Source organism: Streptomyces sp. CB02414 (assembly GCF_001905385.1).
Lineage (GTDB): Bacteria > Actinomycetota > Actinomycetes > Streptomycetales > Streptomycetaceae > Streptomyces.
This window is the reverse complement of record NZ_LIPF01000005.1, coordinates 455027-479779: the sequence shown is the minus strand read 5'-3', so window position 1 is coordinate 479779 and position 24753 is coordinate 455027. Positions and strand designations below refer to the sequence as shown.

The 24753-nt window shown below is 73.4% G+C and carries 28 protein-coding genes; 11 read left to right on the top strand and 17 right to left on the bottom strand.

Translation table 11 applies throughout. From position 1 onward, the window contains the following. Positions 1–104 precede the first annotated feature (104 nt). Positions 105–1028 (bottom strand): bis(hydroxyethyl) terephthalate hydrolase, encoded by a 924-nt coding sequence (gene bdeA, locus AMK11_RS19275; RefSeq protein ID WP_073728742.1) that lies wholly within the window; start codon positions 1026–1028, stop codon positions 105–107. 318 nt (positions 1029–1346) lie between these two features. Here bdeA and AMK11_RS19270 point away from each other — a divergent pair, with 318 nt between their 5' ends. Continuing rightward, a complete protein-coding gene (locus AMK11_RS19270; protein ID WP_073728740.1) occupies positions 1347–2231 on the top strand; it encodes a Gfo/Idh/MocA family protein in 885 nt (294 codons plus the stop codon). Positions 2232–2237: 6 nt separating this feature from the next. Here AMK11_RS19270 and AMK11_RS19265 read toward each other — a convergent pair whose 3' ends face one another. Continuing rightward, positions 2238–2615, bottom strand: a complete 378-nt coding sequence (locus AMK11_RS19265) for a hypothetical protein (RefSeq protein ID WP_073729052.1) — start codon at positions 2613–2615, stop codon at positions 2238–2240. Between the two features lie 347 nt (positions 2616–2962). Between AMK11_RS19265 and AMK11_RS19260 the strand changes: the two genes are divergently transcribed. The 3 genes from AMK11_RS19260 (at position 2963) to AMK11_RS19250 (ending at position 5703) form a co-directional block, all read left to right on the top strand. Next, positions 2963–4177, top strand: coding sequence for a glycoside hydrolase family 64 protein (locus AMK11_RS19260; protein ID WP_073728738.1), 1215 nt, complete (start codon positions 2963–2965; stop codon positions 4175–4177). Positions 4178–4244: 67 nt separating this feature from the next. Further along, the gene (locus tag AMK11_RS19255) at positions 4245–5354 is read left to right on the top strand and encodes a PP2C family protein-serine/threonine phosphatase (RefSeq protein ID WP_073729050.1); all 1110 of its coding nucleotides are present in this window, start codon (positions 4245–4247) and stop codon (positions 5352–5354) included. A 127-nt stretch (positions 5355–5481) separates the two neighbouring features. Further along, positions 5482–5703 carry a hypothetical protein gene (locus AMK11_RS19250; RefSeq protein WP_073728736.1) on the top strand — a complete coding sequence of 74 codons (222 nt, stop codon included), beginning with the start codon at positions 5482–5484 and terminating at the stop codon, positions 5701–5703. A 105-nt stretch (positions 5704–5808) separates the two neighbouring features. Here the strand turns inward: AMK11_RS19250 and AMK11_RS19245 are convergent, their stop codons facing one another. From AMK11_RS19245 to AMK11_RS19230, 4 genes are all read right to left on the bottom strand, one after another. Next, entirely contained in the window at positions 5809–6312 is a 504-nt protein-coding gene (locus tag AMK11_RS19245; protein ID WP_073728734.1) for a DUF5709 domain-containing protein, read from the bottom strand. 97 nt (positions 6313–6409) lie between these two features. Further along, positions 6410–7888, bottom strand: a complete 1479-nt coding sequence (locus AMK11_RS19240; protein WP_073728732.1) for a hypothetical protein — start codon at positions 7886–7888, stop codon at positions 6410–6412. A gap of 179 nt (positions 7889–8067) precedes the next feature. After that, the gene (locus AMK11_RS19235; RefSeq protein ID WP_073728730.1) at positions 8068–10422 is read right to left on the bottom strand and encodes a glycoside hydrolase family 65 protein; all 2355 of its coding nucleotides are present in this window, start codon (positions 10420–10422) and stop codon (positions 8068–8070) included. Then, positions 10419–11159, bottom strand: a complete 741-nt coding sequence (locus AMK11_RS19230) for a beta-phosphoglucomutase family hydrolase (protein WP_073728728.1) — start codon at positions 11157–11159, stop codon at positions 10419–10421. The genes AMK11_RS19235 and AMK11_RS19230 overlap by 4 nt, the downstream gene beginning before the upstream one ends. Before the next feature lie 54 nt (positions 11160–11213). Here AMK11_RS19230 and AMK11_RS19225 point away from each other — a divergent pair, with 54 nt between their 5' ends. Next, positions 11214–11873 carry a nucleoside/nucleotide kinase family protein gene (locus AMK11_RS19225; protein WP_073728726.1) on the top strand — a complete coding sequence of 220 codons (660 nt, stop codon included), beginning with the start codon at positions 11214–11216 and terminating at the stop codon, positions 11871–11873. On the opposite strand, the gene AMK11_RS19220 is transcribed toward AMK11_RS19225, so the two are convergent. Together AMK11_RS19220 and AMK11_RS38175 are read right to left on the bottom strand one after the other, a co-directional pair. Further along, complete coding sequence (locus tag AMK11_RS19220; protein WP_073728724.1) at positions 11868–12260, bottom strand: DUF3662 domain-containing protein; 393 nt, start codon at positions 12258–12260, stop codon at positions 11868–11870. The genes AMK11_RS19225 and AMK11_RS19220 overlap by 6 nt on opposite strands. Positions 12261–12275: 15 nt before the next feature. Next, positions 12276–12440, bottom strand: coding sequence for a hypothetical protein (locus AMK11_RS38175; RefSeq protein ID WP_198941403.1), 165 nt, complete (start codon positions 12438–12440; stop codon positions 12276–12278). Positions 12441–12586: 146 nt separating this feature from the next. On the opposite strand from AMK11_RS38175, the gene AMK11_RS19215 reads away from it, so the two are divergent. Together AMK11_RS19215 and AMK11_RS19210 are read left to right on the top strand one after the other, a co-directional pair. Continuing rightward, positions 12587–13504: a MurR/RpiR family transcriptional regulator gene (locus AMK11_RS19215; protein WP_073728722.1), complete on the top strand. Its 918-nt coding sequence runs from the start codon at positions 12587–12589 to the stop codon at positions 13502–13504. A gap of 326 nt (positions 13505–13830) precedes the next feature. Then, on the top strand, positions 13831–14211 hold the full coding sequence (locus tag AMK11_RS19210) for a hypothetical protein (protein WP_198941402.1): 381 nt from the start codon (positions 13831–13833) through the stop codon (positions 14209–14211). Between the two features lie 26 nt (positions 14212–14237). Here the strand turns inward: AMK11_RS19210 and AMK11_RS19205 are convergent, their stop codons facing one another. Beyond that, on the bottom strand, positions 14238–14726 hold the full coding sequence (locus AMK11_RS19205; protein ID WP_073728720.1) for a flavin reductase family protein: 489 nt from the start codon (positions 14724–14726) through the stop codon (positions 14238–14240). 11 nt (positions 14727–14737) lie between these two features. Next, the gene (locus AMK11_RS19200; protein ID WP_073728718.1) at positions 14738–15577 is read right to left on the bottom strand and encodes a hypothetical protein; all 840 of its coding nucleotides are present in this window, start codon (positions 15575–15577) and stop codon (positions 14738–14740) included. 149 nt (positions 15578–15726) lie between these two features. Here AMK11_RS19200 and AMK11_RS19195 point away from each other — a divergent pair, with 149 nt between their 5' ends. After that, a complete protein-coding gene (locus AMK11_RS19195) occupies positions 15727–16431 on the top strand; it encodes a TetR family transcriptional regulator (protein WP_073728716.1) in 705 nt (234 codons plus the stop codon). A gap of 173 nt (positions 16432–16604) precedes the next feature. Next, the gene (locus AMK11_RS19190; RefSeq protein ID WP_073728714.1) at positions 16605–17018 is read left to right on the top strand and encodes a Zn-ribbon domain-containing OB-fold protein; all 414 of its coding nucleotides are present in this window, start codon (positions 16605–16607) and stop codon (positions 17016–17018) included. 19 nt (positions 17019–17037) lie between these two features. Here the strand turns inward: AMK11_RS19190 and AMK11_RS19185 are convergent, their stop codons facing one another. Continuing rightward, entirely contained in the window at positions 17038–17424 is a 387-nt protein-coding gene (locus AMK11_RS19185; protein WP_073728712.1) for a PPOX class F420-dependent oxidoreductase, read from the bottom strand. Positions 17425–17478: 54 nt separating this feature from the next. After that, complete coding sequence (locus tag AMK11_RS19180; RefSeq protein ID WP_073728710.1) at positions 17479–18660, bottom strand: MalY/PatB family protein; 1182 nt, start codon at positions 18658–18660, stop codon at positions 17479–17481. A 181-nt stretch (positions 18661–18841) separates the two neighbouring features. Between AMK11_RS19180 and AMK11_RS19175 the strand changes: the two genes are divergently transcribed. After that, the gene (locus AMK11_RS19175) at positions 18842–20158 is read left to right on the top strand and encodes a S1 family peptidase (protein ID WP_073728708.1); all 1317 of its coding nucleotides are present in this window, start codon (positions 18842–18844) and stop codon (positions 20156–20158) included. A 45-nt stretch (positions 20159–20203) separates the two neighbouring features. On the opposite strand, the gene AMK11_RS19170 is transcribed toward AMK11_RS19175, so the two are convergent. Further along, positions 20204–20383: a hypothetical protein gene (locus tag AMK11_RS19170; protein WP_073728706.1), complete on the bottom strand. Its 180-nt coding sequence runs from the start codon at positions 20381–20383 to the stop codon at positions 20204–20206. A gap of 111 nt (positions 20384–20494) precedes the next feature. Then, complete coding sequence (locus AMK11_RS19165; RefSeq protein ID WP_073728704.1) at positions 20495–21346, bottom strand: SDR family NAD(P)-dependent oxidoreductase; 852 nt, start codon at positions 21344–21346, stop codon at positions 20495–20497. Positions 21347–21397: 51 nt separating this feature from the next. Between AMK11_RS19165 and AMK11_RS19160 the strand changes: the two genes are divergently transcribed. Beyond that, positions 21398–21937 carry a hypothetical protein gene (locus tag AMK11_RS19160; RefSeq protein WP_073728702.1) on the top strand — a complete coding sequence of 180 codons (540 nt, stop codon included), beginning with the start codon at positions 21398–21400 and terminating at the stop codon, positions 21935–21937. Here the strand turns inward: AMK11_RS19160 and AMK11_RS19155 are convergent. The 3 genes from AMK11_RS19155 to AMK11_RS19145 all read right to left on the bottom strand — a co-directional run bounded on the left by AMK11_RS19155 (position 21921) and on the right by AMK11_RS19145 (position 24682). Further along, positions 21921–22847 (bottom strand): SDR family oxidoreductase, encoded by a 927-nt coding sequence (locus tag AMK11_RS19155; RefSeq protein WP_073728700.1) that lies wholly within the window; start codon positions 22845–22847, stop codon positions 21921–21923. The genes AMK11_RS19160 and AMK11_RS19155 overlap by 17 nt on opposite strands. A 117-nt stretch (positions 22848–22964) precedes the next feature. After that, complete coding sequence (locus tag AMK11_RS19150) at positions 22965–23594, bottom strand: MBL fold metallo-hydrolase (protein WP_073728698.1); 630 nt, start codon at positions 23592–23594, stop codon at positions 22965–22967. Continuing rightward, the gene (locus tag AMK11_RS19145) at positions 23594–24682 is read right to left on the bottom strand and encodes an S-(hydroxymethyl)mycothiol dehydrogenase (protein ID WP_073728696.1); all 1089 of its coding nucleotides are present in this window, start codon (positions 24680–24682) and stop codon (positions 23594–23596) included. The genes AMK11_RS19150 and AMK11_RS19145 overlap by 1 nt, the downstream gene beginning before the upstream one ends. Positions 24683–24753 lie beyond the last annotated feature (71 nt).

Sequence of the window (24753 nt, the reverse complement as noted above, 5' to 3'; positions counted from 1 at the left end):
CAGCCGTCCCGGCCGCGGGCCGTGCGGCGGCACAGCGGGCCGGCGACGGCCGCGACGTGTGCGCGACCGCCGCCGGTCGGTGCCGGTCGGTGCCGGGAGGGGCGTCAGGAGCCGTGCGGGCAGTTGCCCCGGTACTCCTCGATGGTCAGGCTCGGCCGGGGCAGCGGGCACAGGAACTGCTCGTAGCGGGTGTCGTTGTCGATGAACCGCTTGAGCCACGAGATGCTGTACTTCGCGATCGTCGTGTTCGACGTGTTCGGCGAGAAGTGGCTCGCGTTGTTCAGCTCCAGGTAGGCGCGGTCCGTTCGGGACGGCAGGCTGGAGTAGAACGGTTCGGAGTGCGAGGAGACGGGCGCGATCGTGTCGCCGTCGGCCCCCACGATCAGGGTCGGCGTGCTGACCTCCGGCCAGCTCTTGTCCAGATTCCAGGGGGTGAGCGGGATCGCCGCCTGGAGCGAGGGACGGGACTTGGCGGCCTCCAGCGATCCGCCGCCGCCCATGGAGTGGCCCATGACACCGAGCCGGCTGCTGTCGATCCGTCCGCGGACGGAGCTGCGCTCGGTCAGGTAGTCCAGGGCGGCCAGCAACTGGCGGCCGCGGGAGTCGGGCTGGTCCAGCGTGGTGTTGGTGTCGATGGTGAAGACCACGAAGCCCTGCGAGGCCAGCCGCGGGCCGAGCCAGGCGATGGACGACTGGTACGCGGTGAAGCCGGGCGAGATGACGACGGCGCCGAAGGTGCCGTCGCTGGTGCTGGTCGGGTAGTAGATGGTGCCGCCGCCGAAGCCGACCACCCCGAGCGAGGAGACGGTGGTGTCGGCCACGGAGTACGGGCCGCGCAGGGCCTCGATGCTGGACTCGGTGGGCGCCGGGCCGCGCTCGTACGGGTTGTCGGCGACGGCCTGGGCGCCGGGGCCGGTGAGGGTGGTGAGCGCGACGGCGGCGGCCACGGCGGCCGTGAGTCCGGCGAGCCGCCGGCGGGTACCGCGGAACGCCGGACGCGCGGCGTGGGTGGGGGGGTTCTGCTGCACGGGGAGTGGTCCTCTCTGTCGTGGCGAGGGGACCGGCCGGTGGTCGTACACGTCCCGGGGCGCGTGGGGTCGCGGCCCGGGACGTCCACCGCCGGACGTCGCCGATGAGCTGGCGGTGCCACTGTCGGGGCGGCGTGCGGCCGGGGGGATCGGCACAATCACCGGTCTTCCGCGTCGGGTCCGGGTGCGGGGCCGTGGTCTTGCCCGGGCACCCGGCCGGTGTGACACGCTCGGGGTCGGCCGGGCGGCTACGCGCCGGCGGTGTGAGGAACGTCAGCCGACCCGGTGCCGGGTCCGGCACGGTGGAGAGGCGACGGTATGCGGATCGGACTGCTCGGCACCGGCCCCTGGGCGGACATGGCGCACGCCCCCGCGTTGCGTCTGCACGAGGGCCTGGACTTCGTGGGGGTGTGGGGCCGTCGTCCCGACGCCGCCGGGGAGTTGGCGCGGCGGCACGGCACCAGCGCCTACGACGACCTCGACGCCCTGCTCGCGGACGTGGACGCCGTCGCGGTCGCGCTGCCCCCGGCGGTGCAGGCCGACTTGGCGGTGCGTGCGGCGCGGGCGGGCTGCCATCTGCTGCTCGACAAGCCGCTCGCGGCAACGGTGGAGCAGGGGCGGGCGGTGGTGGAGGCGGCTGGTGGGGCGGGCGTCGCCTCGGTGGTCTTCTTCACCGCCCGGTTCCAGCCCGAGACCGAGGCGTGGATCACCCAACAGGGCGCCGAAGGCGACTGGTTCACGGCGCGGGCGCAGTGGCTCGGCGCGGTGTTCGGCGGGGACAGCCCGTTCGCCGACTCCCCGTGGCGGCGGGAGAAGGGCGCCCTGTGGGACGTCGGCCCACACGCGTTGTCCGTGCTGCTGCCGGTCCTGGGCGACGCCCGGCGCGTGTCGGCCGCGGCGCACGGGCCCGGGGACACCGTCCATCTGGTCCTCGACCACACCGGCGGTGCGTCCAGCACCCTCACGCTCAGCCTCACGGCACCGCCCGCGGCGGCGGGCGCGACGGTGGAGCTGCGCGGCCGCAGGGGCGTGACGCTGCTTCCCGAGACGACCCAGGGGCCGGTGCCCGCGCTGCTGCGGGCCGTGGACGCGCTCCTCGCCTCCGCCGGGGGCACGGGCCCGCACCCGTGCGACGCCTCGTTCGGCCTTCGCGTCACCGAGATCCTCGCCGAGGCGGAGTCGGTGCTGACCGCACGGAGGTGACCGGGGTCAGCCGCCCGTCGGCTCTCCCCCGGACGGTTCGTCGCTCCACCTGAACCAGGCCCGCTCCCCCTGGATGTGCAACAGGAACTCGGCGACCGGGCCGTCGGGAGAGAGCAACCGCACCCTCCGTTCGATCTCGGCGTGGACCGCCTCCCACTCGGCCCAGTGCCCCTCCTCGTCCTGCTCCGCGAGGGCCAGTTCGCGCGCGAAGAGGCCCTCGACGCCACCGAACGCCGGACCCGCCCGGAACCGGCCCGAGAGCCAGGGGAAGTCGGTCTCGTCGATCAGGATCTCGCCGATCTCGGCACCCTGGCCCGCGGCCTCCCCGTCTTCCCCGGCCTCCGGCACCCTGCGCACGTACCAGGTCTCGCCCTCGAATCCCACGTCCGACCTTCCGCCGCCCACTCCGGTGATCACCCTGGCGGCCAGGATGCCACCCGGCACCGACACCGGGCCGGAACGGACCCCGGTCCGGTGCGTGGCGCCGCGGTGGCTACCGGTTTCCGGCGCGGATTAAACAGGCCTTAAACGCCGGTTAAGCGTTGCCGCCCTCGGCACCGGACGTCCCAAGTGGGAGCGTGCGCAGCGGAATTGGGGCGCACGGGAGCAGTTGGCCGCGCCCTGCGTTCTGCGTACCATCGGCGCACGGCGTGAGAGCGCTCTCAGAATCTGGCGCCCTCTGGTTCCCGCCCGCATCCTGTCATGTCCCGAACACTCTGGAGACCCCCCACATGACTCCCCGTCACCAGCGTCCGCTCGGCCGCCGCAAGCTCCTCGTCGCCCTCGGCGGCGCGGCCGTCGCCGCCCCGGTCGCCGCGGCCGTCGCCCCGCACGCCCTCGCCGGCGTCGGCGCGGACGGCGGCACCGCCGCACCCCGGGCCGAGGCCGCGGGCGCGCTGCCGCTGACGCTCGTCAACGGCACCGGCTCGTTCGGCAACGCCGACGTGCACGTCTACATCGTCGGCAGCCAGGACGGCACGCAGGTGCGCGTCACCCCCGACGGCACCGTCGCGCCCGTGGCGCTGTCGGACAACGGAGCCGACGGCTACACCGACTACGCGATCAGCCTCGCCGACAGCGGAGAGACAACGCTGTCACTGCCGTACCTCTCCGGCCGGATCTACGTGTCGCTCGGCGCGAAACTGAAGTTCAAGGCCGTCGCCGACGGCGCCGGCAAGCCGGCCCTCCAGTACCCGGCGGGCTGGGTGAAGTCCGACCCCAACTACGGAGTGCTGCATGACTGCGCCGAGTTCACCCACAACGCCTCCGGGATGTTCTGCAACACCACCATGGTCGACATGTTCAGTGTGCCGATGAGCATCCGGCTGACCGGAGCCAAGGACCAGACGACCGGCACCGTGCGCCCCGGCGGGCGGGCGGCCGTCTTCGACGCGGTGCGGTCGGTCGAGGAGTTCGCGCCGCTCGCCGTGGACGACACCCGCGTGATCGCCCCCGGCCACGGTCTGGACGCCGGGCTCTTCCCCGAGGACTACCTCGCCCCGTACATCGACGAGGTCTGGAGCACCTACACCGGCAGGGACCTGCGGATCACCACCAACGCCGGCACCTTCACCGGCCGGGTGCGCGGCGGGCGGCTGACGTTCGACGGGCCCGCCCAGGTGTCGTTCGCCAAGCCGTCCACCCGGGACGTGCTCTTCTGCGACGGCGCCCTCGCCGCGCCCAACGACGGCACGACCGGCCCGGTCGCGGCGGTCCTGGGCGCCGGTTTCAACCGCTCCACGCTGGTCTCGTCCGCCGACCAGCCCACGACCGACCCGGCGGCGTTCTACCGGACCGCGCTGACCAACCACTACTCCAGGGCCGTGCACGCGGCCACCGAGGACGGGAAGGCGTATGGCTTCGCCTTCGACGACGTCGCGGACTTCGCCTCGTACATCCAGGACACGGCACCCACCGGGTTCCGGCTGACCCTCACCGCGTTCTAGGCACACCCATGGCCGCCCGGCCCGGCCCGGCGTGCGGGAGGCGGGGCGGCGTAGGAGCGTGGTGGGTGTGCGAAAGGTGCCGGCCCCGCCACCGCGCCGGGGCGAGGAGCGGCGGAGCTGGCTGAGCGGTGCTCCGCCGCCCCGCTGGGTGCGGGTGCTCCCGCCGGTCCTCGTCGGGGTGATCTGCGCGGCGACGCTGGTCAGCGACGACCGGCTCGACATCGGCTTCCTGCTGGGCGCCATCCCGCCGCTGGCCGTCCTGTCGTACGGCCCGCTGGTGACAGCGCTGCTGTGCGGGGCGGTGGTCGCGCTGCTGACCGTCCCGGCCTTCCAGCTCGACCGGCCGGGCGACGCCGACCTGCTGACCGTCGTGTTCGTCTCCGTGCTCAGCGTCTTCGTGTCCTTCGTGCGCAGTCGCCGAGACGCCCAGCTGGACCTGGAGCGCACGGTCGCCGAGGCCGCGCAGCGGGCCGTCGCGCCGCCGCTGCCCGAGCGGGTCGGCGCGGTGCGCTGCGCGGGGCTGTACCGGGCGGCCCAGCGCGGCACCCTGGTCGGGGGCGACTTCTTCGACGTGCGGGACGGGCCGTTCGGCGTACGGGCCGTGATGGGCGACGTCCAGGGTCACGGGCTGACCGTGGTGTCGACGGTCGCCTCGCTGCTGGGGGCGTTCCGCGAGGCGGTGCTGGACCAGCCGGACCTGGCGTCGGTGGCGGGGCGGCTGGACCGCAGGCTGCTGGTGGACTCCGCGGGCGCGCGGCACGCCGAGCTGTTCGCGACGGCCGCGCTGCTGGAGTTCTCCGCCGACGCGCTGCGGGTGCGCGTCGTGGTGTGCGGCAATCCGCCGCCCTTCGTGCTGCGCGGTGCGCGCGCCACGGAGCTGGAGGTCTCCCCGTGGACGCCGCTGGGGCTCGGGCTGGCGGACGCCGGCGCGATCGACGCGTGCACGGTGGCGCTGCGCCCCGGGGACCGGCTCTTCCTCGCCTCCGACGGCGTGGTCGAGGCCAGGAACGACAGCGGCGCCTTCTACCCGCTGGCCGACCGGCTGACCGCGCTCCTCGCCGAGGAGGACGCGGATCCCGCCACGCTCCCGGAGCGGGTCTGGGCCGACCTCGTGCGCTTCTGTCCGGACGTGGAGGACGACGTCACGATGCTCGTCCTCGTGCCCTCACCGCCGTGACGGGGTGCGGCGCGTCCGGTCCTCCGGATGCGCGGTCCGCTTCCGCATTGAATGGTGATATCGGGATATTCGGGACCGACAACAGCACGGCACCGAAGCAGCGAACCGGATCCGAGGAGCACTGATCATGTCGACGTCACAGCCCGACGCCTCCCGGCCGTCCGAACCCCGCGCGGGGGACGACCGCGCCACACCGGACGACCTGCTCCACGCCCGCACCGGCACCGACGTGTCCCCCGAGGACGTGGTGCTCGCGGCCGGCCGGGACATCACGCCGGCCAACCTCGAATGGGCCCGGCGCAAGCTGGCCGAGGAGGGCCCCGCCGCCCTGGACAAGCTGCTGCCCTGACCACCGGGCGGCTGCCGGCCCCCGGCATCGTCCGGGCCGGGCCCGTGCGCCGCGCGCACCGGCCCGGCCCGGTCGACGGGTGGGTGCCGCCGGATCAGGGCGGGATCACGCGGACCGGCCGGGGCGGGCGTCCTCGCCCTCGGGCAGCTCCGTCTCGTCCTCCACGACGTGCACGGCGGCCTCCTCCGCGCCCGCGGCCCCGCCGTCGATGCCGACGTCCTCGGCCACCGTCTCCTTGGTCGTGTCGGTGCGTACGCCCTCGTCGGGCGCGACCAGCCGCCCCGAGCGTTCGGTGCCCGCCTCCGGGTCGACCGGCTCCCCCTCGCCGCCGGGCTGGTCGCCCACGCCGTCCCCGGCGGGACCGGGCTCGTCGGGCACCTCCTGGGAGAGCCGCTGGTCCAGGGTCTCGCCGTCGTGCTGCTCGGCGGCCGTGGTGCCGTGCTTGGTGACGCCGAGGGGCTTCTCGGGCGGGGAGTAGCCCTCGTCCAGCGTGTCGTCGTAGGTCCGCTCGTCGACGGCGTCCTGGAGGTCGAGGGGCGCGGCGTCCTCCTGCTCCTCGTTGTTCCCGGTGGGCTGGTAGGCGTCGTCGGCCATCGGGTCCGTGCCCATCGCTGCCTCCCTCTCGCGCTGCGTCGGCATGGTGGTCTCGGTGTGCGGTTCGCGTTTCCCGATACGCGATCTCTAACCCGCTCAGGGAGGGTGGTCTTCACCCGCGCGGCGCGACCCGGACGGTCAGATCGGTGATCCGGTACGGGGTCCAGTCACGGGCGTACCCGGGGGTGCCGCCGCCCGGGCCGGTGATGGCGGCGACCGGGAGCCGGCGGGCGGTGTCCACGATCTCGGCGGCGGTGGTGTTCTCGTTGTTCCCGCTGGTCGCGCCGGAGGAGCAGCCGGTGTAGTAGCCGATCGGGATGGACTCGTGGCCGGTGATCAGGCAGGGCGGGCGGACCCCGAGCCGGTGCAGTTCGTCGGCGACGTGGGCCCAGTCCTCGCGGCTCGCGACATTGCGGTCCACGGTGCCCTCGGCGACGGCGAACTGCACGGCCAGGTGACCGGCGACCGCGAGTGCGACCAGGGGCGCGGCCACCCGGCGCCACCGCCCCTGCCGCGTCCTGACCAGGTGCCACAGCGCGTCGGCGACCGGGATCGCCAGGAGGGCGTAGGCGGGCTGGAGGAAGCGCGGCGCCGCGTAGCCGATCATGAAGAGGTAGGGCGCCGCGGCGGTCACCGCGCAGGCGAACGGGATCAGGGTGCGGGCGGTGCGCCGGGCCCGGACCGCGACGGCGACGCCGAGGACGGCGACGAACGGCAGGACGATCCACCAGGCGGTGACCACCGGGTGGGGCATCGAGCCGGTGCAGGGACGGCACAGGCCCCGGCCGCCGAGGCTGCGCATCTGGTCGTCGACGGCGATGTTCCAGCCGAGGCCGCCCTGGATCTCGGAGGCCCTGGACAGGCGCTCACCGAGGCCGCCGTACCAGCCGTAGGCCTCGATCACCCACTCCACTCCCCCGGCGGCGAGGCCGCCCGCGAGGGCGAGCAGCAGCATCCACCGCCGCCGTACGAGGACCAGGGCGAGCAGGGGCACGGTCACCCAGACCGCGTCGGTGGGCCGCATCCACGCCATCAGCGCGGCGCCGGCCACCACACCCCACAGCGCGGCCCGCCCGGAGCGCCCCTGCCAGTACCGCAGGAAGCAGCCCACGCAGATCAGGGCGCCGATCGCGACCCAGTAGTTGGGCATGGCCTGCGGCCCGTAGAACAGGGTCACCCACAGGGTGGCGAAGAACGCGCCGGCGGTGGCCAGGACGCGGGCCGGGAACAGCCCCTTCCAGGCGCGCAGCGCGAGGTACAGGCCCACGCCGGACAGTACGGCGAGGTAGACGCGCAGCAGTTCGGTGGAGGCGGACCAGGAGGCGACGGGCGCCACCAGCAGGGAGACGCCCCGGGAGCGCGGTGCGCTGAAGAAGGCGGCCGGGTGGTGGGTGGTGACCTGGCTGGTGTACACGATCTCGTCCCAGCCGAGGCCCATCCACGGATGGACGAAGATCAGCTGGGCGAGCGTGAACACGGCGGCCACGGCCGCGATCAGGCCGTCGCCGCGCAGGCGTCTGGGGACGGTGGGCGGTGTGGCCGGCTCGCCCCGTCGTCTGCCGGCGAGCATGGCGTTCGCGCCGTCGGTCATCGTGCACCCCTCTGCCCCCGCTCGTCGCGGGGTCGTTCGGTCCTGTCCTCACCTCCTGCCGCCACTGGCGGGAGCCCGGAAGTCGGATTACCTGGTCAAACTAGTGCGCGTGCCACGGCAGCGCAGGGCGGAACTCGGCCAGTCGCACGGTTTTCGCCGGTCCCGGCCCCGGTCCGGGGTCAATGGGCGTTGGGGCGGCGGTGCGGGGGCTGTTCGGGTGTGGGGCGCCGTTTGGGTGCGGGGATGGCGCGGGCGACGGGTCCGTCGCCGTTCACCGCCAGCGCCTTGCCGTGGTGATGGATGGTCAGCGGCTCGCCCTGGAGCAGGGTGTACGTCGCCTTGTCGGCGCGGACCTCCACGCGCAGGCACCGGCCGCGGAACTGGAGCCGGAAGGCGAGGCGGCTGAACTTCTCGGGCAGGCGCGGCGTGAACCGCAGGCTGTCACCGTCCCGGCGGGTGCCGCCGAAGCCGGCGACCAGGGCCATCCACGTTCCGGCGAGCGAGGCGATGTGGAGCCCGTCGCGGGTGTTGTGCTCCAGGTCCGCGAGGTCCATCAGGGCGGCCTCGGCGGCGTAGTCGTAGGCCAGGCGGAGATGTCCGGTCTGGGCGGCGACGACGGCCTGGCAGCAGGCGGACAGGGAGGAGTCCCGTACGGTGAGCGGCTCGTAGTAGGCGAAGTTGCGGGCGATCTGGTCCTCGTCGCAGTGGGCGTCGAACCAGCTGCCGCAGGTGTACATCGCCAGCACCAGGTCGGACTGCTTGATCACCTGCTTGCGGTAGAGGTCGAAGTAGGGGAAGTGCAGCATCAGCGGGTACTGGTCGGCGGCGGTGCGGGCGAAGTCCCAGCGCTGGTGGCGGGTGAATCCGGAGTGCTGCTCGTGGACGCCGATCTCGTCGTTGTAGGGGATGTGCACGGACTCGGCGGCGTCCCGCCAGGCGGCGCTCTCCTCGTCGTCGACGCCGAGCCGGGCCGCGTCGTCGGGGTGGCGTTCGCACACGTCGGCGGCGGCGAGGAGGTTCGAGCGCGCCATGAGGTTGGTGTAGGTGTTGTCGTAGGCGATGGCGCTGTACTCGTCGGGGCCGGTGACGCCGTCGATGTGGAAGACGCCGTGGTGGTCGTGATGACCGAGGGAGCGCCAGAGCCGGGCCGTCTCCACCAGGAGTTCGAGGGCGGTGTCGCGTTCGAAGTCGGTGTCGCCGGTCGCCGCCGTGTAGCGCACCGCGGCGTGCGCGATGTCGGCGGCCACGTGGAAGGCGGCGGTGCCGGCCGGCCAGTACGCGGAGCCCTCCGAACCGTCGATGGTCCGCCAGGGGAACGCGGCGCCGCGCAGCCCGAGCTGGGTGGCGCGGTCCCGGGCGGCGGGCAGGGTGTCCCGGCGCCAGCGCAGCGCCTCGGCGACGGCCCTGGGCTCGGTGTAGGTCAGCACGGGCAGCACGAACATTTCGGTGTCCCAGAACGCGTGCCCGTCGTAGCCGGAGCCGGTCAGCCCCTTGGCCGGGATCGCCCGCTGTTCGGCGCGGGCCCCGGCCTGGAGGACGTGGAAGAGGGCGAAGCGCACCGCCTGCTGGATCTCCTCGTCGCCGTGCACCTCGACGTCGGCCCGTCCCCAGAAGTCGTCGAGGTAGGAGCGCTGTTCGGCCACCAGTCCGTCCCAGCCGCTGTGCGCGGCGGCGGCCAGCGCGGCCTCGACCTGGTCACTCATCGCGGGCCGGGAGCGGGCGCCCGACCAGCCGTGGGCGACCGTCTTGCGCACCCGCAGCCGCTGACCGGGTTCCAGCACGGAGGTGATGGTCAGGCGGGCCACGTCCTCGTTGCTCTCGCTGCTGGTGGTGGTCTCCCCCGGGGTGTCGACCTCGTGGTCGGCGGCGACGGCGACCCGGAGACCGCTGCGCCGGGTCCGGTGGACCAGGCGCAGCCGGGAGCCGACGGCCATGTCCTCCTCGGGCTCCAGCGGCGACCTCAGCGCCTTGGCCGTGCGGGGGTCGCCGTCGGGGTCGGGCAGGCTCTCGTTGGCGACCAGCTCGGACTGGATCACGACCCTGGTCCGGCTGTCGACGGGCTCCACCTCGTACGAGACGGCGGCGATGGCCCGCTGGGTGAGCGAGACCAGCCGGGTGGAGCGCACCCGGACGGTGGTGCCGGCCGGGGAGGTCCACTCGCAGGTCCGCTCCAGCACGCCGCGCCTGAGGTCCAGGGTGCGTTCGTGCTTGCCGAGCCGGCCGTAGCGCAGGTCGAAGGGTTCGTCGTCGACCAGCAGGCGCAGCAGTTTGCCGTTGGTGACGTTGATGACCGTCTGGCCGGACTCAGGATAGCCGTATCCCGCCTCGGCGTAGGGCAGGGGGTGGAGTTCGTAGACGCCGTTGAGGTAGCTGCCGGGCAGGCCGTGCGGTTCGCCCTCGTCGAGGTTGCCGCGCCAGCCGATGTGCCCGTTGGACAGGGCGAACACGGACTCGCTCTGGGCGAGCAGGTCGAGGTTGAGGGACGTCTCGCGCACGGACCAGGGTTCGACGCTGTACGTACGGTTGGTGATCACGCCTCGCCTCCCAGCTCGGCCAGGTCCTCGACGACGCGGTCGGCGCCGTGGGCGTAGAGGGCGTCGGTCTGGCCGACGCGGTCGACTCCGACGACGTAGCCGAAGTGCCCGGAGCGTCCCGCGTCCATGCCGGCCAGGGCGTCCTCGAACACGGCGGCTCGGGACGGCTCGACGCCGAGGTCGCGGGCGGCGGCGAGGAAGGTGTCGGGGCGCGGTTTGCCCGGCAGCTTCCGCTCGCGGGCCACCACGCCGTCGATGCGTACGTCGAACAGGCGCTCGGCGTCGATGGAGCGGAGCACGTCGCGGGTGTTGGCGCTGGAGGAGACGATCGCGGTGTCGAGGCCGGCGGCGCGGACCGCGTCGATGTAGCGCAGTGTGCCCTCGTAGGGTTCGACGCCGTCGGTGCGGATCTTCTGCAGGACCAGTGCGTTCTTGCGGTTGCCGACGCCGTTGACCGTCCGCGCCTCCGGTGGGTCGTCGGGCTCGCCCTCGGGCAGTTCGATGCCGCGGGAGGCGAGGAAGGTGCGCACGCCGTCGGCGCGGGGGCGGCCGTCGACGTACTCGTCGTAGTCGGAGTCGGTGAAGGGCCTGAAGTCCGTGCCGTCGCGCTCGCGCAGGAAGGCGTCGAAGGTCTCCTTCCACGCGGCGGCGTGCACCACGGCCGTCCTGGTGACAACCCCGTCGAGGTCGAAGAGGCAGGCCCGGATGGAGTCGGGAAGTCCCAGCTGCGTCGTCATACCCGACACAGTTCCCCGCCGGGGCGGGTCCGATCAGGTGACACACTCTGCGGTGTGCCGCTGACTTTCGACGACCTCCTCGCCCGTGCCCGCGCCCTGCCCCGTGGCGGACGGCGCGCGATCCTCGGTATCGCCGGCAGTCCCGGGGCCGGCAAGTCGACGCTGGCCGAGTGCCTGGTACGGGAGTTGAACGGGACCGGCACCCCGTGGGTGGCGCACGTCCCGATGGACGGTTTCCACCTCGCCGACGCCGAACTGGACCGGTTGGGCCGCCGGGATCGCAAGGGCGCGCCGGACACCTTCGACGCGGCCGGGTACGCGGCTCTGCTGGGCCGGTTGCGCGAGGAGGCGGCGGACGGCGACGTCGTGTACGCGCCGGGTTTCGAGCGGGTGCTGGAGCAGCCGGTCGCCGGGGCCGTGCCGGTGCCGCCGTCGGCCCGGCTGGTCGTGACGGAGGGCAACTACCTGCTGCTGGGCACCGGCGCCTGGGCGCGGGTGCGTACGCGGCTCGACGAGGTGTGGTTCTGCGAACTCGCTCAGGCGGAGCGGGTCCGTCGCCTGGTGGCCCGGCACGAGCGGTTCGGCAAGTCCCACGACGACGCGGTCGCCTGGGTGTCGGGCAGCGACGAGCGCAACGCCGAACTGGTCGCCGCCACCCGGGACCGCGCCGACCTCGTGGTGCCCGAGGGGGCGATGCCGCTCACCCGGTCATGAACCCCCGCCCGGCCCGCTCGGGGATTCCGCGTGCGGGAAGCCGTCGGCGCTCACGTGCGGCAGCACGCCGCTCGCCACGCGGTAGCGTCCGCCCGGCACGTCGTCCGACCTGGTGACGTGCACGGCCAGTGGGCCGGCCCACTCGTAGCCGCGCCGTTCGGCGTGCCGGGCCAGGCTGTCGGTGAGCACCGGGCCCACCCGGCCGCCGCGGCGCGTCAGCTCGTCGTGGACCGCGCCGGCGAGGGCGACGTCATAGGCGTTGGGGACCATGACCCGCCCCGCGGGCGAGACGACGGCTTTGCTGTCGCATTCGGTGCGCAGGGCGTCGAGGAGTTCGACGGGGTCCTTGTCGAAGACTCGCGCCCACAGCGCGCTGATGGCACCCATGCGTGTCACCTGCGGTCATCGCTCGTCGTAGTCGTCGGGGCGGACGTGGGCCTCCTCCAGCGCCTCGCGCATGGTGCGGCCGGTGCCGCCCTGCTGCCGGGAGGTCTCCTCGTTGTCGCGCTGATCGAGGACGTCGTCGGTGGTGTCGGTCTTCGGCCGGTTCTCTTCCGGGACGGTCATGACGGTGCCTCTCGTGCTTGCCGTGGTCGCTTCCGAGGCGGCGGGTTCCCGGACGGCGCGGGGCTATCCCCGCCGGGTGCGACCGCCCTGCCGGTGACGAGGGGTGAGCTATGTTGACCTCCGTGGGAGACAAAGGAGGCGCACCAGTGCCATCGCCGCAGCAGGCCCGCGCACAGGCATCGGCGATCACCTCGGGACGTACGGCCGAGGAGGCGGAGGTCTCCGCCACGTCCCGGCTCAGGACACTGTTCGACCGGCCGCGTCTCTCCCCGGGGCAGCGGCGCATCGCCCAGTACCTGATCGAGCACCTCACCGAGGCGGCGTTCCTGTCGATCACCGACCTCGCCGACCGGGTGGGCGTCAGCCAGCCGTCGGTGACGCGGTTCGCCTCGGCGGTGGGCTTCAGCGGCTACCCGGCACTGCGCGAGCGGCTCCAGTCGATCGCGCTGGGCAGCCGGGGCGGCACCCCGGCCGAGGAGAACCGGGGCAACGAGCTCCAGGCGGCCGTCGACGCCGAGATCGAGAACCTGGAGAACCTGCGGCGCGACTTCGCCGACGCCGACCGGGTGATCGACGTCGGCCGCAAGCTGGCCGGGTCCGCCCCGCTGACCGTCCTCGGCCTGCGCATCTCCGTCTCGCTCGCCGAGTACTTCGCCTACGCGGCCCGCCGGGTCCACCCGGACGTGCGCCTGGTGACCCGCGGCGGCAGCGTCGCGTACGACGCCCTGCTCCAGTCGCGGGAGGCGGGCGGTACCTGGGTGCTGGCCTTCTCCATGCCCCGGCACGCCCACGAGACGCTGAACGCCGTCCGGGTGGCGCGCGGTGCCGGGCTGAAGGTGGCGCTGATCACCGACCTGGCCCTCGGCTCCGTCGTCGACGAGGCCGACGTCACCTTCGCGACGGGCACCGGGTCACGGCTGGTCTTCGACTCCTACGCGGCGCCCGGCGTGATGTGCGCGGCCCTGCTCCAGGCCATGACCGACGCCGATCCGGAGCGGACGCAGGCCCGGCTGGAGGAGTACGAGCAGGTCGCGGACCAGCACCAGTTCTTCCTGCGGGACTGACCCGGCCGCCGCTCGCGGGCGCGGCCCCGGCGATTGGTCGGCGCAGACAGGGGTCATCCGGTTCAAAGCAGGCATGAATGTTTTCATACGTCTTGCAAAGCGGATGGCATATATAAATACTGCTCACGGATCGCGACCCGGCCGCCCCGGAGCGCGTCCGCACCTGCGTGAACATCCCTGGCCGCCGACTCCTACCCGCTCCGGCGGGTCCGGGATGTTCCGTCGGGCATCGCCTGTGCGAGCGCCCGCGGCGGTCCCGGTCGTCCCCTGGACCGGGACCGCCCCCACCCGTCGCCCACCCCGTCGACGCCGCCACACCGGAAGCGATGATCATGCCCCTGACGACCACGCGCACCCACCCGGACTGGCCCTGCCAGGTGAAGGCCCCCGGCAGCTACGACTGGGAACGCTCGGCGGCCAAGTGGCTGCGCGAGCTGGTGCCGTCGCGCTACGCCGGTTATCCCGCGTTGATCCGCCACCCCGTCCTCCTCGCCCGCCACGCGCAGATCCAGGTCCAGCACGAGATCCGGGTGGCGCGCACCGCCCTGCAGACGGCGCGGGCGGATCTGCCCCGGCTGGGACTGCACGAGTCGGTCATCGAGCACACCATCAAGCTGTACGCGGCGGAGGTCCTGCAGTTGCAGCACATCGCGCGGAGCGTGCGGGCGGTCACCGAGGCGCTGGTCGAGCGCGGCACCGGGCGCTGAACCGGCCGGCCCGCCGGGAGCGGGCCTCAGTCCACCGGGTGGCCCGCTGCGATGTCCGCGGCGTCGGAGATCCGCAGCAGCGGGCCGCCGGACTTCTCCCGCCCGCCCCATTCGACGGGGTCGAGGACGAACCCCACGTGGTCGCCGCCGGGGACACGCTCCACGACGCGGCCGACGAACCACGCCTCGGCGTCCTCCAGCACCACCGCCCCGCCGTGGCCGGTGCGCCACCGGGCCCGCTGGAACTTGTCCACCTCGTCGCCGGTCCGCCCGCCGAAGAGCTCGGCCGTCTCGTGCTGGTCGCGGGCGAGGAGGTGGACGGCCAGGACATCGGCGGACCGCGCCACCCGGAAGGTCCGGTTGACCTCCGAGAGCCACACGGCGTACCGGACCGGGTCGAGGGAGCACTGCGAGGAGAACCCGACCAGGCACCCGGCCCGCTCCCCGCCCGCGGCGGCCGTCACCACGCACATGTCCGGGTCGAGCCGGTCGACGAACACGTCCATGCCCGCCATGGTAGAGGCGTTCAGTCCGCGAGGAGGCGCCTCAGCGCCGCCCGCAGGGCGGTGACGAAGGAGTCCCGGCGTGTCTCGTCGAGGGCGTCCAGCGACAGGTACGGGTTGAGGTCCTCCAGCTCGACCAGGAGCAGCTCGCCGCCGGGGGCGCGGCAGGCGTCGACGCGCTGGATACCGTGGTCGATGCCGTTCCACTCGATGAACCGCCGGGCGAACTCGAGGTCCCGCGCGGTGGCGTCGTACGGCTCCAGCCGCCAGCGCCGGCCGGGGTCCGGCGCGTACAGGGCGTACTGGAACGCGTCGTCGACGAAGTAGAAGGAGACCTCGTACGCGAAGTCGACGCGCGGCTGGACGAGGACGTCCCCGGCGTCGCCGTCGCGCAGTTCCTGCCGGAGGCGGTCAGCGGGCACGATCCGCAGGCCGGCCGAGTCGGCGCCGAGCCGGGGCTTGACGACGTACTCGTCCGCTGTCGGCAGCAGGTGCAGGTCCTCCGGCCGGCCGACGGTGGGGATGACCGCCTCCCCCGCGGCGCTCAGGTCGAGCAGGTACTGCTTGCCGGCCATGTCGGCCCGGCCGGTGAGCTGGTTGTAGACGCGGGTGGAGCGCTCGCCGGCGCGCTCGCGGAAGGCGTCGTACGCGGCGCGGTAACCCAGCACGGGACCGCTGTTGCGGACGACGACGGCGTCGAAGGCGTCGAGCAGCGCGGCCGCCTCGCCGGGATGGCACAGCGCCAGGTCGAACTCGTCACGCAGGCGGGAGGTGAGAAAGATGTCCTCGTCGCAGTAGCGCCGCCCGCGTGCCTGGTAGGCCAGGTCCGTGACGTAGAGGAGACGGGGGCGGGCGGACGGCATGCGGAACTCCTCAGGCTGATCAGAACTCCTCGGGGCTGATCGGATGCGATCGTATGCGATCGGCAGCGCGGTGCTCGCAAGTGCACTCAGTTCCCTCCTGCGGCTGCACTGAGTGCCATGAAGGCCGGTGAACTGCTACGTTCCCCTTCATGAGCTCCAGCAATGCGGCGGGCGGCCGTCCGCCGATGCGCGAGGCACTGGTCGCGGCGGCGTTCCGGCTGTTCCTGGAGCGGGGCTACGAGCAGACGACCATCGACGACATCGTCGCGCTCGCGGGTGTCGGACGGCGGTCGTTCTTCCGCTACTTCCCGTCCAAGGAGGACGTGGTCTTCCCCGACCACGAGCGGTGCCTGGCGGACATGACGGCGTTCCTGGCCGCCTCGCCCGAGGACGCCGACCCGGTGGCGCGGGTCTGCGACGCGGCCCGGCTGGTGCTGCGGATGTACGCCGAGAACCCGGACTTCTCGGTGCAGCGCTACCACCTCACCAAGAAGGTCCCCGGGCTGCGCGCGTACGAGCTGTCGGTGGTGTGGCGCTACGAGCGCGCACTCGCCGAGTACCTGCGCGCACGCCTCGGCGCACGGCCGGACGGGACCCTGGAGGCGGACGTGATCGCGGCCGCGGTGGTCGCGGCGCACAACAACGCCCTGCGGTCCTGGCTGCGTTCGGACGGGCGGGACGACGCGGGTGCCGCGGTCGACCACGCGCTCGGGTACGCGCAGTCCGCCTTCGGAAGCGTTCCCGCACCGCCGCCGGCCGCCGGGCAGGAGGACGTGGTCGTGGTCGTCACGCGGCGCGGCGCACCCCTGTGGCAGGTCGTGCGGGAGGTCGAGGCGGCGTTCACCGGCGACTGACCGGCCCCCGGCGCCGGAACCGCTCCGCCCCACAATCGAGGGTACCGAGTGCCTTTACCTGTGGCACGCAGTGCCATAGCCTGAGCGTGTGCACGGTGGCACGGTCACCCGCACACGCGTGCCCGGGTGACCGCGCACGCGGATTCCGGCTCGAGTGCAGGGAGTTGACCAGCGTGTACCACCACTCAGGGAACGTCGCTCAGCAGACGGCCGGCTCCGCGACGGGCGTGCTCGATCCCAGGGCCCCGGAGTCAGAGGCGATCCACTTCCAGCGCTGCACCTGGTGCGGCACCGCCATGTACCACCGGGTGCTGTGCCCGGTCTGTCGCGGCAGCGACCTGCGGACCGAACGCAGCGAGGGCGCGGGGACGGTGCGGCACGCCACGGTGGTGCACCGCAACACCCCGGCCGCGCGCAACGTGTCCCTGATCGAGATGGCCGAGGGCTTCGTGCTGCGCGGCCGGGTCATGGGCCCGCTCATCGGCATCCACAGCGGCGACCGGGTCCGGCTGTCCACGGCCCAGGACCCGGTGCGGGGCGAGCCAGTCTTCCAGCTGGTCGACGAGCCGTACCGCGCCTGGACGTGAGGGACGGCGCACCGGCCGCTCAGGGCGCGGACGTGATCCGGATGCCCACGGTGCCGTCGAGGCCGCGGCGCAGCCGGCTGCCCAGGAGGGTGAGCCTCCCGACGACGCCGTACTTGCGGGCGATCAGCCGGCGGTAGCGGCCGGTGGTGGCCGGGTCGCAGACCTCCGCCGTCGCCGGGACCTGGTCGCCGGTCGGCCGGCCGCGCAGGTCGCAGGGGCCGACCATGACGTCCGCGCGGTTGCGGATCCGCTTGACCTTCCAGGAGCCGGCGGCCGTCCAGACGCCGAGCGCGTCCCCGTCCCGCACGACCCACACCGGGGTGGCGACCGGGGTGCCGTTCTTCCGGAACGTGGTGACCAGCAGGTACTTGCCGGCGCCGAGCCGGGCCATCGAGACGTCGTCCATGCCGGGAGTCTAGGCGTGCGCCGTTCGGGGTGGGGCGGCCCGGCCTCGCCTCTCTCAGTCCAGGGCGGCCGCCATCCGCCGTACCGCCTCCGTGATCACCTCCGTCGACGTCGCCAGGTTGAGCCGCAGGTGTCCCGCGCCGCCGGTGCCGAAGGGGATGCCGGAGCTGAGGGCCACCCGGCCGCGCCGCAGGAAGACGTCCGCCGGGTCGTCGCCGAGGTCCAGCGGGCGGCAGTCGAGCCAGGCCAGGTAGGTCGCCTCGCCGGGACGGTGGACCACACCGGGCAGGTGCTCGGCGAGCAGGCGGGTGAGCAGCCGCCGGTTCTCCTCGATCCCGGCCAGCACGGCGTCCAGCCAGGCGGTGCCGTCGCGCAGGGCCGCCGTGTGGGCGAGGACGCCGACGTGGCTCGCTCCGTGGCCGACCTCCTCGGGCATCCGCGCCAGGTCGGCGGCGGCACCGGGCCCGGCGAGGGCGAGCGCCGCCTTGAGCCCGGGCAGGTTCCAGCCCTTGGACGCGGACATCAGCGCGAGGCCGCGCTCGGCGCCGGGCACGCTCAGGTACGGCACGAACCGTGCGCCGGGGCCGGTGACGACCGGCGCGTGGATCTCGTCGGCGACGACCCGGACGCCGTACCGCTCGGCGAGCGCGGCGACGGCGGCCAGCTCGTCGGCGGTGTGCACCGTGCCGGTGGGGTTGTGCGGGTTGCACAGCAGGTAGGCGGCGCGCCCTCCCCCGGCGACGGCCCGCCGGAACTCCTCCTCCAGCACGCCGAGGTCGAGGCGCAGGCCGGCGCCGAGGGGCGCCTCGACGACGCGCCGGTCCATGTGGGTCACGAACGCGTAGAACGGCGGGTACACGGGCGGGTTGACGATCACCGGGTCGCCGGGGCCGGTGACCAGCTTGAGCATTTCGACGACGCCCAGCATCACGTCGGGCACGATCGCGGTGCGTTCCACGGCGAGGTCGTCCCAGCCCCAGCGCTTGCCCGCGAAGGCGGCCAGCGCCTCGGCGTAGGCGGTGCCGGCGGGATAGCCGGTGTCGCCGAGCTCCATGGCGTCGGTGACGGCGCGCACGACGGGTGCCGCGAGCGGGACGTCCATCTCGGCCACCCACAGTGGCAGCACGTCCGCCGGGTGGGTGCGCCACTTCATGCTCGTACGGCGACGCAGCTGGTCGGGCGTGAGGGCCTGGAGGGGGTTCTTCTCGCCGGGCTGGTGCTCCTCGATGCTGGTCATGGGCACAAGATAGGCGGCGGCGGTGCGCGCGGGAAACGGTACGGGAGGGGCTCCGGGGACCCGCCGGGGCCGCCCGCACGGTGAACGCGGACGTGCCCGCCCCCGTATGGGAGGAGGGCGCTCGATGACCGGAGGGCCCCCGCGGCGGTGACGCCGCGACTTTGGGTTCGGGAGCGCATGCATGAGGCACGCACGACGACGCATCGTCCGGCGCGTCGCACGGCTGGCGGCCGTCGGCGGACTGCTGCTCGGGGGGACGATGGTCACCCGGGCCGTGGCGACCGAGCCTCCCGACGCCGCCGTGCCGCACACCCTGGCGCGGTCCGCGTCGGGCACCGGCGCCGGCCTGGTGACGCGGCTGGGCACCGAGCGCACGGCGGGCCACTGGGTCGGCTCCGACGGCCGGCCGGTCGTCGCGGTCACCGACGAGCGGGCCGCGCGGGAGGTGCGCCGGGCCGGCGCCGAGGCGAAGGTCGTGCGGCACAGCATGTCCGAGCTGAAGTCCGCCACGTCGACGCTGCGTTCGGCACCTCGGGTGGCCGGGACGGCGTGGGCACTCGACTACCGGACGAACGAGGTGGTGGTGCGGGGCGACAGCACGGTCTCCCGGTCCGACTGGTCCCGGCTGACGGACGTCGCCGAGGGCATCGGCGGCTTCGTCCGCATGGAGCGCACCGAGGGGACGTTCACCACGCGCCTGAACGGTGCCGAACCGATCCTGTCCACCGCGGGGCGCTGCTCGGCGGGCTTCAACGTGACCGACGGGCGCGGCGACTTCATCCTCACCGCGGGTCACTGCGGGCCGACGGGGTCGGTGTGGTTCGGGGACGGCCGGGGCGACCGGCGGGTCGGCGAGACCGTGGCCGGGAGCTTTCCGGGGGACGACTTCTCCCTGGTGGAGTACGCGGACGGCGAGGCGGGCGACGGCGCCGACGTGGTGGCCGTCGGCGGGGGCAAGGGGGTGCGCATCACAGGTGTGGGTGAACCGGCCGTGGGCCAGCGGGTGTTCCGCAGCGGCAGCACCAGCGGGCTGCGCGACGGCCGGGTGACCGCGCTCGACGCGACGGTCAACTACCCGGAGGGCACCGTCACCGGGCTGATCGAGACCGACGTGTGCGCGGAACCGGGCGACAGCGGGGGGCCGATGTTCTCCGAGGGCATCGCGCTCGGCGTCACCTCGGGCGGCAACGGCGACTGCGACGAGGGGGGCACGACGTTCTTCCAGCCACTGCCGGAGGCCATGGCGTCGCTCGGTGTCCGCCTGCTCGTCTCCGAGGAGGAGGGGGCGGCGCCGGGGTCCGCCGCGCCGGGGTCCGCGGCGCCGGTGACGGGTGTCGAGGGCTCGACGCTTCTGTCCCGGCTCACCGACCGCCGGAACGTCGGTCCCGGCATGCTCGTCGTCGCGGGCAGCATGGTCGCCCTGGTCGCGACGCGCTGGATCCGCGCGGAGCAGGACCGCAAGGCGTACCGGCGGCACTACTCGGCGACGTGGGGGTGATCCCGGGCCGGGGCCGCGAGGCGCGGAGGAGTCCCGGGGCGCCGGTCAGGCGGCGTGCTCCGGGTCCGCGGCGGCCCACTCCATGACGAGCCGCTGGTACTCCTCACGCTGCTCGACGCTCAGTGTCCCGCCCGACCGGAGCCACAGGGCCCGGATCTCCTCGTTGACCTCGGCAGCCGATCGCTCGGAGGAGGGTTCAACAGTGGTGGACATGCTGTGAAGCATACGGCGCCGGGCGTGAAGACGATGTGAGTAATCGCCAGCCAAACGGACATAACGGACCGTGTTGCTGGTCACGTCGATCTTCTCATCTGTCAAGAGCTGTGGGCGAGTTCGTTATCCACAACTGTGTTCTGCCGCACATGCCCCGCCCGTTGTGTTCTCCACCACCTCCCCGCCCGCCTCCGGCGCGACCGCGCGCCGGAACCCGGTGTTCACGGCGGTCAGCCCGCCGTCGACGACCAGCGTCGTGCCGGTGACCCAGGAGGCGTCGCGGGAGGCGAGGAAGGCGACGGCCGCCGCGATGTCCTCGGGCTCGCCGACCCGCCCCAGCGGATACAGCCCCCGGACCGCCGCGAGGTCCTCGTCCCGCCCCTCCCACGCGGTGGTGCGCACGGTGCCCGGCGTCACCAGGTTGACGCGGACACCGCGCGGCGCGGCGTGCCCGGCGAGGGTGCGGGTGAGGGAGGCGAGGCCGGCCTTGGCGGCGCTGTAGGCGTGGTTGCCGAAGTCCTGGACGCCGTTGACCGAGCCGACGCTGACGATCGCCCCGCGTCCCGAGGCCGCGAGGTGGGGCAGCGCGGCCCGGCAGCAGCGGTAGGCGCCGGTGAGGGTGACGTCGAGGTCGCGGGCCCAGGCCTCGTCGGCCTCGTCCTCGAAGAGCGGGGCGTCCGGCGCACAGGCGTAGGCGTTGTTGACCAGGACGTCGAGGGTGCCGAAGGTGTCCACGGCGTGGGCGACGGCGGCCTCCACGGACGCCCGGTCGGTGACGTCGCAGCCGAAGGCCTCGACGCCGAGTCCCTGCTCGGCCAGTTCCCGCGCCGTCCGCCGCGCGGCGGCGAGGTCGACGTCGGTCAGCAGTACCCGCGCCCCCTCCGCGGCCAGCCGTCGGGCGGTGGCCGCGCCGATGCCGCGGGCCGCGCCCGTGACCAGTGCTCCGTGGTCCGTGAAACGCCCTGTGTCCGTCATGGGCACCGACCGTACTGCCGGAACGATCACCGCGGCAGATAGCGTGCGCGCATGTCCGTGTTCTTGCAGCAACTCCCCGCGCTCATAGGCGTCGTGATCGGTGCCCTCGGTTCGTATCTCGCCGTGGTCCGCAGTGACCGGGCCCGGTTCCGCCGGGAGACGGCGGCGCGCTGGGAGGAGCGCAGGCTCGCGGTGTACGCCGACTACGCGCGGGCCCTGAAGGCCTCCGTCACGCTGACGTACCGGATCGCCGCCCACCTCGGCAACGACCCGCACCCCCATCCGCTGAGCCCGGAGGAGGCCGCGTCGGCTCAGGCCGAGGCCACGCTCGCCCGGGACCCGGCCGGGGAGGCGCTGCTCCTGCTGGGCAGCAGGGAGGTCGTGGAGAAGGCGCGGGTCTGGGTCGTGGCGGTACTGGACATGGAGCGCTTCCTGCGCGAGGGGAGGCGCGACCCGGATGCCTGGCAGGCCCTGCTGGAGCGGCAGCGCGCCGGCCGCGAGGGCTACTACACGGCCGTGCGCGAGGACCTGGCCCTGCCGCCGGGTCACGCGGCCCGGTGGCCGCTGCCGCCCGTCAGCGGTAACCGGTGACGTCGGCCGGCTTGTCCGCGTCCTGGACCTCGACGAGGTAGCGCCAGGCGTCCGGGCGGCTGCCGTCGAGGTCGGTGAAGCCGTACTCCTGCGCCAGGCCCCCGCTGGACAGTGACCGGCCGTTGAAGCGCGCCACGTGCGGGTCGGCGGCGAGGGCGGTGACGGCGCGGCCGACGTAGCGGGGCGTCTCGGAGATGGCGAAGTGCGGGACGCGGTCGAGAGCGTCGCGCCAGTTGTCCTCGCGGACGCCGAAATGGTCGAGCATGAGCTCCGAGCGCAGCCAGCCCGGGGTCAGCGCGACGGCGGTGGCGCCGCGCGGGCCGACTTCGTGGCCGAGGGCGAAGGCCATGCGCAGGACGGACGCCTTGGCGAGGTCGTAGAAGAACGAGACGCGGTAGTGGTCGCGGTTGTAGTCGTCGGTGCCGTCGGTGACCTCCACGACCAGTCCGCCGGGGCGGCGCAGCAGCAGGGGCAGGGCGTGGTGACTGGTGACGGCATGGGTCTCGACCGCGAGCCGCAGGAGTCGGAGTCCCTTGTCGAGGTCGTGCTCCCAGACGGGGCTGTCCCATGCGAAGAGGTGCTCGCCGCCCCAGATGTCGTTGACCAGGACGTCGAGGCGGTCCTGTTCGCGGGCGACGCGGTCGACGAGCACGGCGACCTGCGTCGGGTCGAGGTGGTCGGTCGGTACGGCGATGCCGTGGCCGCCGGCCTCGGTGACCAGGTCGGCGGTGTCCTCGATGGTCTCCGGGCGGTCGTACTCGGAGCGGCGGGCGCGGGTGCTGCGGCCGGTGACGTAGACGGTGGCGCCGGCCGCGCCCAGTTCGACGGCGATGCCGCGTCCGGCGCCGCGGGTCGCTCCGGCGACCAGCGCGACCCTGCCCGCCAGCGGCTTGTTCGGTGACTGTGCCATGTCCGGCTTCCGTTCCTCTCCCACGACTGCTGCTGTTCTCGTGATCGAGGGTGCCTTGGAAGCCGGACATCTTCTGTCACCTTTTACGCGTGTCCGCCGATGCCGTCGCGCGCCGGGTCAGTGACCGCGTGTGATCCACTCCTCCAGGTGCGGTGCCTCGGCCCCGATGGTGGTCGGGTCGCCGTGGCCGGTGCGGACCTCCGTCTCCGGCGGAAGCACCAGGAGCCGGTCGCGGATCGAGTCGATGATCGTCGGGAAGTGGGAGTAGGAGCGTCCGGTGGCGCCGGGGCCGCCCTGGAAGAGGGTGTCGCCGGTGAAGACGGCGCCGAGGCCCGGGTCGTAGAGGCAGACCGCGCCGGGCGCGTGCCCGGGGGTGTGCAGGACGGTCAGGTCGGCGCCGGCGGCCTCGATGACCTGGCCGTCGGTCAGCCAGGCGTCGGGGTCGCGCTCGGGGTGGGTCTGCTGCCACAGGGGCATGTCGTCGCGGTGCAGCCAGATGGTGGCACCGGTGCGCTCGGCGAGGGCGGGCGCGGCGTTCACGTGGTCGTTGTGGGCGTGGGTGCACACGATGGCGGTGAGCCGGCGGTCGCCGACGGCCTCGGCGATGGCGTCGGCGTCGTGGGCGGCGTCGATGACGATCACCTCGTGGTCGTCGCCGACGAGCCAGACGTTGTTGTCGACGTCCCAGCTGCCGCCGTCGAGGCTGAACTGCCCGGAGGTGACGAGGCGTTCGATGCGGGCGGTCATCACAGCACCACCACCGAACGCAGCACGTCACCGGCGTGCATCCGCTCGAAGGCCTTCTCGACCTCGTCGAGCCGGATGGTCTCGGTGACGAACTTGTCCAGGTCCAGGCGGCCCTGGAGGTGGAGGTCGATGAGCATCGGGAAGTCGCGGGAGGGCAGGCAGTCGCCGTACCAGGACGACTTCAGGGAGCCGCCGCGGCCGAAGACGTCGAGGAGCGGGAGCTCCAGCTTCATCTCGGGCGTGGGGACGCCGACGAGGACGACGGTGCCGGCCAGGTCGCGGGCGTAGAAGGCCTGCCGGTAGGTCTCCGGGCGGCCGACGGCCTCGATGACGACGTCGGCGCCGAAGCCGCCGGTCAGTTCGCGGATCGCCTCGACGGGGTCGGTCTCGCGGGAGTTGACGGTGTGGGTGGCGCCCATGGAGCGGGCGGTCTCCAGCTTGCGGTCGTCGATGTCCACGGCGATCACCTTCGCCGCGCCGGCCAGGTGCGAGCCGGCGATCGCCGCGTCGCCGACGCCGCCGCAGCCGATGACGGCGACGGTGTCACCGCGGCCGACGTTCCCGGTGTTGATGGCGGCGCCGATGCCGGCCATCACACCGCAGCCCAGCAGGCCGGCCACCTGCGCGGAGACTCCCGGGTCGACCTTGGTGCACTGTCCGGCGGCGACCAGCGTCTTCTCGGCGAAGGCGCCGATGCCGAGGGCCGGGGAGAGCTCCTGGCCGGTCGAGGCCAGCGTCATCTTCTGCTCGGCGTTGTGGGTGTCGAAGCAGTACCAGGGGCGTCCGCGCAGACAGGCCCGGCACTTGCCGCACACGGCGCGCCAGTTGAGGATCACGAAGTCGCCGGGGGCGACGTCGGTGACGCCGGCGCCGACCGACTCGACCACGCCCGCGGCCTCGTGGCCGAGCAGGAAGGGGTAGTCGTCGCTGATGCCGCCCTGCTTGTAGTGCAGGTCGGTGTGGCACACCCCGCAGGCCTGGACACTGACCACGGCCTCGCCCGGTCCGGGATCGGGCACGACGATCGTCTCGATCCGCACCGGTTCGTCCTTGCCCGGTGCGATCACGCCGCGTACTTCCTGCGCCATGGTCTGGACTCCTTCTTCGGCCGTTCAGCGTTCTCCCCGACCCTACGCGCAACTGATCGACAAAGGGCACT